Raw genomic sequence first — 12,846 nt, forward strand, 5'->3', positions numbered from 1 at the left:
ATGTTCGGGCGAGGGCGGGTGGAGAAGCCGGGCCGGCGATCGGGACTGACGGTCGCCCTTCTGACGGGGTCCGCCACCTTCGCCCTGTTCATGATCGTGGCCGTCGTGGCGATATGGAGCGTTTATTACGGCCCCGGCCCGTCGGCGCGTCAGGGCGACAGCACCGTCGTGACCCTGCCCAGCGGCTCCAGCGTCTCGGCCATAGCGGCCCAGATGAAGGCGGCCGGCGTCATCCGCTCGCCCGATCTATTCAAGGCCGCCGCCTCGCTGACCGGGGCCGACCGCAAGCTGCGGGCCGGAGAATATGACGTACCGTCTGGAACCTCCCTCGCGGGCGTGTTGCGGCTGATGGTCGAGGGGCGGGTGGTCCGCCACTTCGTGACCCTTCCGGAAGGCTGGTCCTCGGCCCAGGCGGTGGACATCCTGATGCGGCAGCCGGTGTTGACCGGCGCCGTGACGGAGACGCCTGAAGAAGGCACGCTTTGGCCCGACACCTATGAGGTCACGCGGGGCGAAAGCCGCCAGTCGGTGATCGAGCGGATGCAGGTCGCGGCCCGCGAGAACCTTCGCATCCTGTGGGCCCAGCGCGCGCCCGGCACGGTCGCCCGCAATCCGGACGAGGCGCTGATCCTGGCCTCGGTGGTCGAGAAGGAGACGGCCCTGGCCGCCGAACGCCCGCGCGTCGCCGCCGTCTTCTCCAACCGGCTCCGCCAGGGCATGCGGCTGGAGAGCGACCCGACCATCGTCTACGGCCTGACCAAGGGCCGGCCGCTGGGCCGCGGCATCCGTCGCTCGGAGCTGACCCAGGCGACGCCGTGGAACACCTATCTGATCGACGGCCTGCCGCCGACGCCGATCGCCAATCCGGGACGTGAGGCCCTGCGCGCCGTGCTGAACCCGATCGTCGATCCGGCCCTGTTCTTCGTCGCCGACGGCACGGGCGGCCACGCCTTCGCCAACACCTATGAGGAGCATCTGCGCAACGTCGCCCGCTGGCGCCAGATCGAACGCCAGAAGGCCGGACTGCCGCCCGAGGCCCCGGCCCCGGCGGCGCCGGGCATGTCGCCGGCGCCGATGACCGATCCGCAGGGCCAGCCCGTCACCGGCGGCCAGGCGACCCTCACACTGCCCGCCGGCGCAAGCCAGGGACCCAACACGGGCGCGGGAGCAGGGTCGCGATGACCGCGCTTTCAGGCATGACCGGCTTCGGCCGGGCGGACGGCGCCGCCGACGGCTGGACCTGGTCGGTCGAGGTGCGCTCGGTCAACGGCCGCAATCTGGAGGTCCGCTATCGCGGGCCCAACGGCTTCGACGACCTGGACCGACTGGCCAAGGCGGCCGGCCAGGCCCGCTTCGCGCGCGGACAGGTGACGCTGGGTCTGCAGGCGCGCCGCACCGCTGGCGCCGAAGTCGCGGTGACGATCAACGCCCCGCTGCTGGCGCGCTATCTGACCTTGGCCAATGAACTGGCCGAGGATGGCGCCACGCCCCCTTCCGCTGACGGTCTTCTGGCCCTGCGCGGCGTGATCGAGACACCGGAAGAAGAGAACGATCCCGAGGCGCGCGCCCTTCTCCAGGCCGCCATGGCCAGGAGCATCGAACAGGCGCTGGACGCCCTGAAGGCCTCTCGCCAGGGCGAAGGCGCCCAGCTGAAGCCGGTGCTCGAGGATTTCATCGCCCGCATCGAAGCGCTGGTGGCGCAGGCGGAGGGCGAGGCTCAAGCCCAGGTCGAGGCCATCCGCGAGCGGTTCACCCGCCGCATCACCGAGCTGGCACCCGAATCGCCGGGCCTTGAGGACCGCATCTTCCTGGAGGCCGCCGCGCTCGCGACCAAGGCGGACGTGCGCGAGGAGCTGGATCGCCTGACCGCCCACGTCGCCTCGGCCCGTCAGCTGCTGGGCCAGCCGCCCGCGGGGCGGAAACTTGATTTCCTGATGCAGGAATTCATGCGCGAGGCGAACACCTTGTGCTCGAAATCCGCTACCACCGCGCTCACCGGAGTCGGCCTCGAACTGAAGGCCGTGATCGAGCAGTTGCGTGAACAGGTCCAGAATGTCGAATGAACACACGCCCCGGCGGGGCGTCCTTCTGATCGTCGCCAGCCCGTCGGGCGCGGGCAAGACCAGCCTGTGCCGCCGGCTGATGGCGGACCACCGCGGTCTGGAGCTGTCGGTGTCGATGACGACGCGCGACGTGCGGCCGGGGGAGGTTCCCGGACGCGACTATCACTTCGTCAGCCGTGACGAGTTCCAGCGGCTGATCGACGCCGACGCCTTCCTGGAATGGGCGGACGTTCACGGCAATCGCTACGGCAGCCCGCGTGCGCCGGTGGACCGGGCCCTGGCCGAGGGGCGCGACGTGCTGTTCGACATCGACTGGCAGGGCGCGCGCGACGTGGCCGAGAAATGCCCGGAGGATGCGGTGCGCGTCTTCATCCTGCCCCCCAGCCTGGCCGAACTGCGCCGCCGCCTGGTGACCCGGTCGCAGGACGCCGAGGACGTCATCGAACGCCGCGTCGCCAACGCCAAGGGCGAGATCGAGCACTGCGACGCCTTCGACTATGTGCTGGTGAACGAGGACTTCGACCGGTCGTACGCCGAACTGGCGCACATCTATCACGCCGAACGGTCCAAGCGGTTCCGGAACCTGTGGGTGGAGAACTACCGCGCGGCCCTGCTGCGCGAGGTTGTTTGAGAGGCGACGCCGCGGGGGTTCGGTGCGACGCCGCCTCGGTACTCAACGCTTTACGCCACGCTACGCTACTGTCCCGGTTTTCTCCCGGAGTCCTGTTCCAGAGGGTAAAGACGCCTGTACGGGACATTGCCTAGTCGTTCGTCCGCCCCGGATTCATAAGCTGTTCGCCAACTTCACCTAACGGTAGCGGGCGAATGGGGGGTGATGCGTTTTCTCGATTCGAAAGGTCCGATCCTGGCCGCCAGCGCGCAGGAGCGGCTGAAGCAAGTTCCGGTGCGGCTGCTGCTTGCAGGCGTTGTGGTTTGGGCGCTGCACGCCGCAGGGCTTTCGGGCTGGATCGCGCCCTGGCTGGCATTGGCGGCGGTCGGCCAGGCCTTCGAATATTTCGCCATGGCTCCGTTCCGGCGGGCCGAGCCCTCGGCCGACCGTCGTCTGATCATCCTGGCGCTGGCCTCCACCACCACCATGGCGGCGATCTACGGCGGGGTCGCCCTGATGGTGTGGTCGACCAACCATCCGGCGCTGGTGACCCTGGCAGCCCTGACGCTGGCCGGCGGGCTGCTGACCAATGTGGCGTCGGGCATCGGTTCGCGCGCGGTCTTCTTCATCGGGGCCACGCCCTATCTGCTGGTTCTGGCGCTGATGCCGGTCGTGAAGGTCGTGCAGGGCGACCTGCACGGCGTCATCGTGATGACCCTGTCGGCCGCCCTGTTCGCCGGCGCCATCCTGAACGTCTACTGGCGGGTTCACGCGGCCCGTCGCGCGGAGGTGGAGGCTCTGGCGGAATCCGAACGACGAGTGGAGCAGGCCCAGGCGGCGATGGCCGACCGCGCCGCCATGGCCGCCATCGTCAGCCATGAGCTTCGCACCCCTGTCAGCGCCATCCTCGCCGGGGCCCATGTCCTGCGCGAGGGCAAGCTGCCGGGCAGCCGCGAAGAGACGGCCGACCTGATCATCGACGCGGGGCGGCTGATGACCGGCATGCTCAATGACCTTCTGGATCACTCCAAGATGGAGGCCGGGGCCATGCAACTGGAGAGCCGGGACTTCGAGCTGGGCGACTTCATCCGCGACACGGCCCGCTTCTGGGCCGCGCCCGCGGCCGAAAAGGCGCTGACGCTGGAGGTTTCCGGGGTGGACGACGCGCCGATCTGGCTTCGCGGCGACCCCTACCGCCTGCGCCAGGTCGTCAACAATCTGGTCTCCAACGCGATCAAGTTCACGCCCGCCGGCACAATCCGGCTTCAGGTCTCGGCTCCGACGTGGGCGGATACGCACCGCCTGACCCTGACCGTCGTCGACCAGGGGCCCGGCATTTCGGCCGAGGCGATGAACCGCCTGTTTTCGCCCTTCGCTCAAGGGTCCGCCGAGGTGGCCCGCACCTATGGCGGCACGGGGCTGGGCCTGACGGTCAGCCGGGAACTGGCGCGCCTGATGGGCGGCGACCTGACGGCTACAAGCGTGGAAGGACAGGGCGCGGCCTTCACCCTGCGCCTGGACCTGCCCGCCGGCGAGCCGACCCAGGCCAATGACGATCTAGACGCCGCCGCCCCGGATCTGTCCCAACGCATCCGGGTGCTGGCGGTGGACGATCACGAGATCAACCGACGCACCATCGCGCTGGTGCTTCAGCCGCTTGAGGTCGAACTGGCGACCGCGTCGGACGGTCATCTGGCGCTGGCGCTGCTGGCGGAACGGCCGTTCGACGTGGTGCTGATGGACGTCAACATGCCGGGCATCGACGGCAACGAGACCACGCGACGACTGCGCGCCTCGAACGGCCCGAACGCAGGCGTTCTCGTGATCGGCTTCAGCTCCGGCACCGAGGCGGAGCAGGTGTCGGCCTGCTACGCCGCCGGAATGACCGACTGGCTGGCCAAACCGCTGGAGCCGAAGCGGCTCTACGACGCCTTGCAGAAGGCGGTGCAGGCCCGCCGCGTGGAGGTCGAACGGGCGGCCTAGATTCAGCGTTGCCATAGGTCCGACAATGCCCATACCCTCGCCCAAAAAGGGGGGGAAGCGATGCATCACGGCGTAACCACGACCGAGCTGTATCTGGTGGCCATGCTGATCATCTTCAGCGTGCCGTATCTGATCTGGCGGGGGCTGAAGACCGAGTACTACGCCCCCCTGGTCGTGGTGCAGATCATCGGCGGCATCCTGCTGGGACCAGGCGTGCTGGGCGCGGCCTTTCCGGCCTATTATGCGACTGTCTTCACGCCGGACGTCATCACGGCGCTGAACGGCGTCGCCTGGTGGGCGGTCATGATCTTCGTCTTCATCGCCGGCCTCGAACTGGATCTTAGCCAGGCCTGGAAACGGAAGGGCGAGACGAGCGTCACCGCGGGACTGGCGCTGGCCACGCCGCTGATCTTCGGCTCGATCGTTGCTCTCGGGATGCTGCAATTTCCCGGCTGGGCGGGCCCTCGCGGCGAGACGTGGCAGGTGGTGCTGGGCATCGGCATGGCCTGCGCCGTGACGGCCCTGCCCATCCTGGTGCTGTTCATGGAGAAGCTGGAGATCCTGCGCCAGCCGCTGGGTCAGCGGGTGCTGCGCTACGCTAGCCTGGACGACATCGCCATCTGGGGCGTGCTGGCCATCATCCTGCTGGATTGGGAACGGGTCGGGCGTCAGGCCGCCTTCCTGGTCGGCTTCGCCGTCGCCGCCTTCGCCGTGCGCTGGATCATGAAGCGCATTCCGGAGCGTGACCGCTGGTACGTCGCCCTGATCTGGCTGGCGGCGTGCGGTTTCGCCGGCGACTGGTCCGGCCTGCACTTCATGGTCGGCGCCTTCCTGGCCGGCGCGGTGCTGGACGGCAAATGGTTCGATCAGGAGAAGATGGATCTGTTCCGCAATCATGTGCTGCTGGCGATCATGCCGGTCTTCTTCCTGAGCACCGGTCTGCGCACCCAATGGGACGTGGGCGGGGTGATGGTGTTCGGCGCGGCCGCCGTGCTGCTGGTCGCCTCGGTGGCGGGCAAGCTGGCGGGCGTGCACATGGCCGGCCGCATTCTGAAATGGGAGAAGGGCGAGGCCTCGATCATCGGCTGGCTGTTGCAGACCAAGGCGCTGATCATGATCATCTTCGCCAACATCCTGCTGGACCGGCAGATCATCACCAACGAGACCTTCACCGCCCTGCTGCTGATGGCGGTGGGTTCGACCATGCTGACCATACCGCTGGTCACGCCCAAGCTGGCCCGGCTGGTCGGGCTGGCGAGGAAGGCGGGCTAGCGGGCGGCGAACCAGGGGCGGAGACGGTCCAGGGCCTCGCGTATCTCGGGCGTCGACACGGCGAAGCTGAAGCGGATGAAGCGACGGCCCTCTACGGGATCGAAATCGACGCCCGGGGCCGTGGCGACGCCGGTGTCGCGCAGCAATTGTTCGCAGAAGGCGACGCTGTCGTCGGTCAGGTGGCCGATGTCGGCCCAGATGTAGAAGGCGCCGTCCGGCGGGGCGATCTTCCTCAGCCCCAGGGCGGGCAGGGCCTCCAGCATCAGGTCGCGGTTGCGGGCGTAGGTCTGGATGTGGCCTTCCAGCTCCTCCGTCGCGTCCATGGCGACCAGCCCCGCGTGCTGGCTCAGGCTGGGCGGGGTCAGGAACATGTTTCCGATATAGGCGCGGGCGGCGTCGATCAGGGCGTCGGGGACAAGCAGCCAGCCCAGCCGCCAGCCGGCCATGCTCCAGTATTTGGAGAAGCTGTTGATGATCATCGCGTCGGGGGCGAACTGCAGCATCGAGGCCGTCGGCCCCACGTAGCTGAGGCCGTGGTAGATTTCGTCGGAGACGATGGCGATGTTACGGGTGCGGCACACCTCGGCGATGGCCGCCAGTTCGGCGTCAGGGATGATGGTTCCGGTCGGGTTGGCCGGGCTGGCGATGATGACGCCAGCGGGTGCCGGGTCCAGCACGGCCAACTGGGCGGCGGTCAGCTGGAACCGGCTCTCCGGACCGCAGGCGATCTCGACCGGCTCCAGGTGCAGGGCGCGCAGGGCGTTGCGATAGGCGACATAGCCGGGCCGGGCGAGGGCTATGCGGTCGCCAGGTCGGAATCGCGCGCTCAGCGCCAGCACCAGGGCGGGCGAGGCGCCGCAGGTCAGCAGGATTCGATCAGGGTCGACCGAGACGTCGTAGCGGCCCTGATACAGGCGCGCGATGCGGCCGCGCAGGTCGGGGCTTTCCCAATAGCCCATGGCGTCCGCGTCCAGCACCTGATGGGCGCGGGCGATGGCGGCGGCGGGCGCGCCTGTCGAGGGCTGACCGAACTCCATGTGGATGATCGACCGACCCTCGGCTTTCAGCTGGTGCGCCAGACGGCTGACGGTGATGGCGCGGAACGGTTCGACGGTCATGACAGGCCTCAGGAAAGGGCGTCCGCTAGACGCAGAAAGCCCGCCACGTCCACGGTCTCGGCCCGCACGTCGGGTTCGACGCCGGCCGCTTCGCACAGGGCCGCGCCGCCCAACTGCTTCAGGCTGGAGCGCAGCATCTTGCGGCGCTGGCCGAAGGCGGCGGCGGTGACGCGTTCCAGCTTCTTCAGTCGTTCGGGCGAAGGGCGTTCGGCCAGCGGAACCAGATGCACGACCGCCGAGGCCACCTTGGGCGGCGGGGTGAAGGCGGCGGCGGGCAGGTGCATGACGATGCGCGCAGTGCAGACGGCCTGGGCGATCACCGCCAGCCTGCCATATGCGTCGTCGCCGGGCGCTGCGGCCACGCGCTCGGCCACCTCCTTCTGGAACATCAGCGTCAGGGCGTGCGGCAGCCAAGGGCCGGTCAGCCATTTGATCAGCAGGGCGGTGCCGACGTTGTAGGGCAGGTTGGACACCAGATGCGCGGGGCCGGACACGAGGTCCGCCTCCTTCACCTTCAGCGCGTCCGCCTCCACGATCGTCAGACGCCCGGCGCCGTCGTCCAGTTCTGACAGCAGCGGGATAAATCGCGGGTCCTTCTCGACCAGGACCACCTTGCCCGCGTCAGACTCCAGCAGGGCGCGGGTCAGGCCGCCGGGGCCGGGGCCCACCTCGATCACCGCGCGGCCCTCGAACGGCCCGGCCAGGCGGACGATCTTTCGCGTCACGTTTAGGTCCAGCAGGAAGTGCTGGCCGAAGCTCTTCTTGGCCGACAGGCCGTGGGCGTCGAGGGTTTCGCGAAGGGAGGGAAGGTCGGTCACACGCCCTGTTAGCGCGCGGCGCGCGCCGCCGCCATCTCCGACGCCACGCGGATGGCGGCGATCAGGCTGTCGGGCCGCGCCACGCCCTTGCCGGCGATGTCGAAACCGGTGCCGTGGTCCGGCGAGGTGCGGATGACCGGCAGGCCCAGCGAGACATTCACCCCGCCCCAGAAGTCCAGCGTCTTGACCGGGATCAGCGCCTGGTCGTGATACATGCAGATGGCCGCGTCATAGGTCGCGCGCGCCTCGTCATGGAACAGGGTGTCGGCGGGCCTGGGGTCGGTGATGTCGATCCCCTCGGCGCGCAGTTGTTCGGCCACGGGGATAAGGGTCTCGATTTCCTGCAGGCCCAAGGCGCCGCCTTCCCCGGCGTGGGGGTTCAGCGCCGCCATGGCCAGGCGCGGCCGGGCGATGGCGAAGTCGCGCCGCAGGCTCTCGTGCACCACCCGGGCGGTGCGGGCCACGCGCTCCCCGGTCAGCAGCTCCGCTACCTGGTCCAGCGCCACATGGATGGTCACCAGGCAGGCGCGAAGGTCCCGGGCCGTCAGCATCATCACCGGTCCCCGCACACCGGGATAAGGCGCGTCCGCGGTCAGTTCGGCGATGAACTCCGTATGGCCTGGAAAGCGAAAGCCCGAGGCGTACATCGGCGCCTTGGCGATGGGGGCGGTCACAAGGCCGGACGCCTCGCCCGCCAGGCAAAGGCTGACCGCTTCCTCGATCCCGTCGGCGACGGAGGCCGCGTTGGCGGGATCGGGCGCGCCGACCCGAACCGGCGCGGGCAAGGGGCGATGGATGACGGGCAGGGCGCGCGGGAAGGCCTCGGCCGCATCCAGCGGCGCGAAGACCTCGGCGACCGGAACTCCCTGGCCGCGCATCAGATCGGCGTCGCCGATGACGGCGAACGGCAAGTTCTGAGGCGGGCGGGCGCGCCAGGCTGCGGCGACGATCTCCGGCCCGACGCCGGCGGGTTCGCCCAGCGTCAGGACCAAAGGCCGGATCACTTGAACTCGATCAGGGCGCTGTTGCGCAGGTCGCGCAGGTATCGACGCTCGAGCACCGCCAGGTTCTGAGAACGCAGCCGACCCTCGACCTGCTGGCGCGACGGCGCTTCGGGACCGCCGACGCGACGACCGCAGACGGAGACCAGATGCAGGCCCAGCGGCGTGCGGATCGGGGTCGACACGGCGCCGATCTCGCCGGTGCGGGCGAACTGCTGGAACTGCGGCGCCAGGTCGGCGACGTCGGACTCGCCGAGGTCGCCGCCCAGGACGCCTTGCGTCGCCCGGGCCTGGGACAGGATGTTGTCGCAGGTCAGGCCCTGACGCAGGCCCTCCAGCGTGCGTGTCGCCTCTGCGATCTGGGCTTCAGACGCGGTCTCCGGCAGTTCGACCATCAGCTGACGAAGCGAGACCAGGCTGGACGCCGCGCCGTCGCGCTTGTCGCGCATGTAGATGATGTAGACGCCGCCCTCGACGGGAATGGGGTTCGACAGCTGTCCGGGCTGGAGCTGGTCGAAAATCGCCTGCAGCGCCGGCTGGACCGAGCCCTTCACCAGCCAACCGGCGTCGCCGGGGACGCGCGCCGCGGCGGACGGGGCGGCGGAGAACTGACGCGCCACAGCCTGGAAGGGCGCGCCCTGTATGATCTGCTGCACAAGCTGCTGGGCGCCGTTCAGCGCGGCCTGCTGGCCCCCGACGCGCGCGGCCTCGATGTAGATTTCACCGACCAGATACTGCGGCTGCGAGGCCGCCTCGTTCAGGCGGCGGACTTCCTGATCGATCTGGGCGGGCGTCGGGCGGGCGCGGCTGCCGAAACGTCCGCCGACCAGGCGGCTCCAGCCGATCTCGGTGCGAAGGCCGTTGCGGAACGTCTCCGGCTGGATGCCGCCCTCGCGCAGGTAGTCGAGGTAGGCCTGGGGCGTCGTCCCCGCGGCCTGCGCCATGCCGGCGATCTCCTCGTCGATGTCCGCGTCGGTCACCTGAAGCTGTTCGGCGTACTGAGCCATTTCGCCGGACTTCAGCTGGTCCTCGATCAGGGCGTTGAGCGCCGCCTGCTGGATCGCGGGCAGGTTTTCCTCGGTCGGCCGCACTTGCGACGAGGAGATGAGCATCAGCATGCGCTGACGCAGGTCAAAGCCGGTGATGATGCGATCGTTGACGGCGGCGACGATGCCGTCGGCCATCTCGAACTCGGGTTGGGCGGCGGCCTGGCGGACGGGCGCGTCCTCGGCGGCGGGATTCGGGGCGCCCGCGGCGGGCGCCGGGGCCCCAGTCGGCGCGGGGGTCGGGGCCGTCTGCCCATAGGCTGAACCGGCGAGGAGGAGCGCCGTGAGCGCAGCCCCCGTCGAATAACGCATCAAACCCATCGGTCGTCCTGATTCCTCAAAGCGGTCCACCCGGCCGCGCCGGGTCGTCGGCATGACGGCGCCCCGTCAAGCGTCATGCTCAACGCAATTCGCTCTGTCCATAACCTGAACCTCCGAAAGTGGCGAGGTTTAGGCGCACATAGAGGCCTTCCGAAGGTCCGCTGGGCCGCACGCGTGTGTTGTCGCGCCGGAAACCCACCTCGAAGCGGAAACAATCGTCGTCGAACAGCAGTCCCACTTCCGAACGGGTGATCACGTCCCGTTCCAGGTCGGCGATGCCGGCGACGGCGACGCCCCAGTTGCGATAGACGAACTGTTGGGCGGCCAGTTGGATGAACTCGTAGTTCCGGTTCAGCGAACCGACCGGCGGGCCGACGGGGTTGTTCGGATCAGGCTGGCTGTCGACGTAGAGCGGATCGGACCGGTCGACGATGTAGCTGATCGCCGCCACGTTGCGCCGGCCCCAGCGACCGTCCATCGCGGCCTCGGCCCTGCGGATGTCGCCCGAGCCGTCGACGGTGGCGTGGGCCCAACTGCGGATGCGGTCGGAGCGCGAGAAGCTGCCCTGAACCACCCAGTCCGACGTCTCGGACGCCAGCCCCGTGGGATCGTACAGCCGCGAGGGATCGTCGGGGATCGGCGTGCGGAAGGCGTCTTCCTCGTCGAACCGGTGGCTGCGGCCGACGAACAGGCTGGCGCTGCGGCCTTCCGCCCAGCGGATGGTGGCGCGACCGCCGGCGGTGAACCTCGCGCCGCCTTCCAGCAGGTCGTAGCCGGAGAAGCGATCGATACGGAACAGCGAGGACTCGTCCAGTTCGATGACCTGGGCGTCCTCGTTGGGGATGCGCGGGTCCAGATCGGGGTCGGTCGAGACCGACAGCTGGGCCACCGGTTCCAGGATGACGTCCGCCTTGGCGGTGCGACGGATCAGCGGATAGCTGACGTCCAGGCCGGCGGTGAAGCGTGTGCGGCTGATGGCGGCGTCGTCGGCGTCGACGCCCAGCACCGGCGGCAGGTCGCCGACCGAATAGACGTCGGCCCGGCCATCCACGAAGGGCTCCCATCGGACGCCCAGTGGAGAGATCAGGGCGCGGCGCCATTCAAACTGGCCGGTGATGCGGCGGCTGTCGACGCCGGGCAGGGTGGCCAGCGTCATCGGCGGCAACAGGTCGGGGCGCAGTACGGGCGAACCGACATAGGCGTCGCGGTAAAGCGACACGGCCGAGCCCTTCAGCCTCAGGCGGCCGCCCAGGACAGGCCCTTCCGGCTCCCACCGCGCCTCGACGAGGGGCGCGACCAGCGGCAGGGCGTGATCGTCCTCGAACACCTTGAACCCTTCCGCGTTGCGGAAGTCGTTGTCGGCGAAGCGTGGGTCGAGCCGCAGGCTCTGGATCGAGAAGGCCGCGATCGACAGATAGGATCGCTCGCTCTGCCGCTCGGCGTAGACCTGGCTGATCAGCCGACGTCGATCCCCGTAATAGAGGCCGTCGTCCTGATAGGGGTCGCGGATGTCGTAGCGGTCGAACAGCGTCTTGTCCGAGGTGCGCTCGGCGGTGAAGCCGAACCGCCACGGACCCGCGGGGTCGAAGTGGCCGTGGGACAGAAGGTAGCTGCGGTGGTCCTGGTCTCCGAAGCGCACATTGCTCTCGAAGTCGCCGTCGCCGTCCAGGTCGAAATCGCCGAAGTCGCGCTCATAGGTGTAGCCGCCCCGCGCCACGATCATGCCGTTGGCGAAGCGTCGGCGCCACTGCAGGTTCAACAGGGGCGCGACCTCGGTGTTGATCTGGGGGCTGATCAGCCAGTCCTCGGACGGCGAAACGACATGCAGGTACGGGACCTCGACCGAAAACCCGCGCCCTTCGTCATAGTTGATGATCGGCACCAGCACGCCGGAAGCCCGCTCCACCGTCGGATCGGGGTGGGCGAAGAAGGGGGTGTAGAAGACCGGTACGCCGCCGATGCGGAACACCGCGTTGCGGTACAGGATGGCGCGCAGTTCCTCGTCCTGGACGACCTTCTCGGCCTGGATCGAGATGCTGGGAGTCTTGGGCCCGTTCTCGTCGCAGATCGGGCAGGGGGTGAAGACGGCGTAGTTCAGTTCGTTGGCCGTCTCGCTGCGCCGCACGGCCGTGGCGGCCATCAGGCTGGCGCCGTCGGGCGTCCGCGTGGCGAAATCGACCGCGACCCCGGCGTTCAGGTTCTGGTCCAGCTCCAGCCGGCTGGCGTGGACGACCGTGCCGTCGGGCGCCACCGCCTCGACGCGGCCCGCCGCGGCGGCGGTTCCGGCCGACAGGTCGTAGGACAGGCTCTCGCCGCGCAGCGTGTGCCCTCGCGCGCGCAGATAGACGCGGTTTTCGGGCGTGCCCTGGGCCGTGACGACGTCCCCTTCACGCCGGGCGCTTTCCGCCTCGATATAGACGGCGTCGGGCGGCAGGCCGTCGGAGGAACCTGCGGTTTCCGGACCCGTCTGGGCGACCGCGCCCGTGGCGAGGGGGGCGCATACGGCAAGGGCCGCGCCGGCGAGCAGCCTGCGTCTCAGGACATTCGAGCGGCGCTCGCGGCGATCACCCTGCATATGCCATCCGTCATTGAGCCTGTTTGGAGGAGCGGGCGG

10 protein-coding genes are annotated in these 12,846 nt (G+C 69.1%); 5 read left to right on the plus strand and 5 right to left on the minus strand.

Features of this window, described 5'->3' with window-relative positions; all coding sequences use genetic code 11:
* The 5 genes from mltG (at nt 1) to ACE3PU_RS13075 (ending at nt 5,928) form a co-directional block, all read left to right on the plus strand.
* Complete coding sequence (mltG, locus tag ACE3PU_RS13055; protein WP_374390463.1) at nt 1-1,182, plus strand: endolytic transglycosylase MltG; 1,182 nt, start codon at nt 1-3, stop codon at nt 1,180-1,182.
* Entirely contained in the window at nt 1,179-2,063 is an 885-nt protein-coding gene (locus ACE3PU_RS13060; RefSeq protein ID WP_374390465.1) for a YicC/YloC family endoribonuclease, read from the plus strand. Before mltG ends, ACE3PU_RS13060 begins: the two co-directional genes overlap by 4 nt.
* The gene (gmk, locus tag ACE3PU_RS13065) at nt 2,053-2,694 is read left to right on the plus strand and encodes a guanylate kinase (RefSeq protein ID WP_374390467.1); all 642 of its coding nucleotides are present in this window, start codon (nt 2,053-2,055) and stop codon (nt 2,692-2,694) included. The genes ACE3PU_RS13060 and gmk overlap by 11 nt, the downstream gene beginning before the upstream one ends.
* A 204-nt stretch (nt 2,695-2,898) precedes the next feature.
* A complete protein-coding gene (locus ACE3PU_RS13070) occupies nt 2,899-4,656 on the plus strand; it encodes an ATP-binding protein (protein ID WP_374390469.1) in 1,758 nt (585 codons plus the stop codon).
* Nucleotides 4,657-4,716: 60 nt separating this feature from the next.
* Nucleotides 4,717-5,928, plus strand: coding sequence for a cation:proton antiporter (locus tag ACE3PU_RS13075; protein ID WP_374390471.1), 1,212 nt, complete (start codon nt 4,717-4,719; stop codon nt 5,926-5,928).
* On the opposite strand, the gene ACE3PU_RS13080 is transcribed toward ACE3PU_RS13075, so the two are convergent.
* The 5 genes from ACE3PU_RS13080 to ACE3PU_RS13100 all read right to left on the minus strand — a co-directional run bounded on the left by ACE3PU_RS13080 (nt 5,925) and on the right by ACE3PU_RS13100 (nt 12,807).
* On the minus strand, nt 5,925-7,046 hold the full coding sequence (locus ACE3PU_RS13080; protein ID WP_374390473.1) for a pyridoxal phosphate-dependent aminotransferase: 1,122 nt from the start codon (nt 7,044-7,046) through the stop codon (nt 5,925-5,927). The genes ACE3PU_RS13075 and ACE3PU_RS13080 overlap by 4 nt on opposite strands.
* 8 nt (nt 7,047-7,054) lie before the next feature.
* Nucleotides 7,055-7,864: a 16S rRNA (adenine(1518)-N(6)/adenine(1519)-N(6))-dimethyltransferase RsmA gene (rsmA, locus tag ACE3PU_RS13085; protein WP_374390475.1), complete on the minus strand. Its 810-nt coding sequence runs from the start codon at nt 7,862-7,864 to the stop codon at nt 7,055-7,057.
* Between the two features lie 8 nt (nt 7,865-7,872).
* Nucleotides 7,873-8,868 carry a 4-hydroxythreonine-4-phosphate dehydrogenase PdxA gene (gene pdxA, locus ACE3PU_RS13090; RefSeq protein ID WP_374390477.1) on the minus strand — a complete coding sequence of 332 codons (996 nt, stop codon included), beginning with the start codon at nt 8,866-8,868 and terminating at the stop codon, nt 7,873-7,875.
* The gene (locus ACE3PU_RS13095) at nt 8,865-10,232 is read right to left on the minus strand and encodes a peptidylprolyl isomerase (protein WP_374390479.1); all 1,368 of its coding nucleotides are present in this window, start codon (nt 10,230-10,232) and stop codon (nt 8,865-8,867) included. Before ACE3PU_RS13095 ends, pdxA begins: the two co-directional genes overlap by 4 nt.
* Nucleotides 10,233-10,311: 79 nt before the next feature.
* Complete coding sequence (locus ACE3PU_RS13100) at nt 10,312-12,807, minus strand: LPS-assembly protein LptD (protein ID WP_374390481.1); 2,496 nt, start codon at nt 12,805-12,807, stop codon at nt 10,312-10,314.
* Nucleotides 12,808-12,846: the final 39 nt, after the last annotated feature.

The sequence above is a fragment of the Brevundimonas sp. genome, from assembly GCF_041911375.1.
In the GTDB taxonomy this organism is placed as follows: domain Bacteria; phylum Pseudomonadota; class Alphaproteobacteria; order Caulobacterales; family Caulobacteraceae; genus Brevundimonas.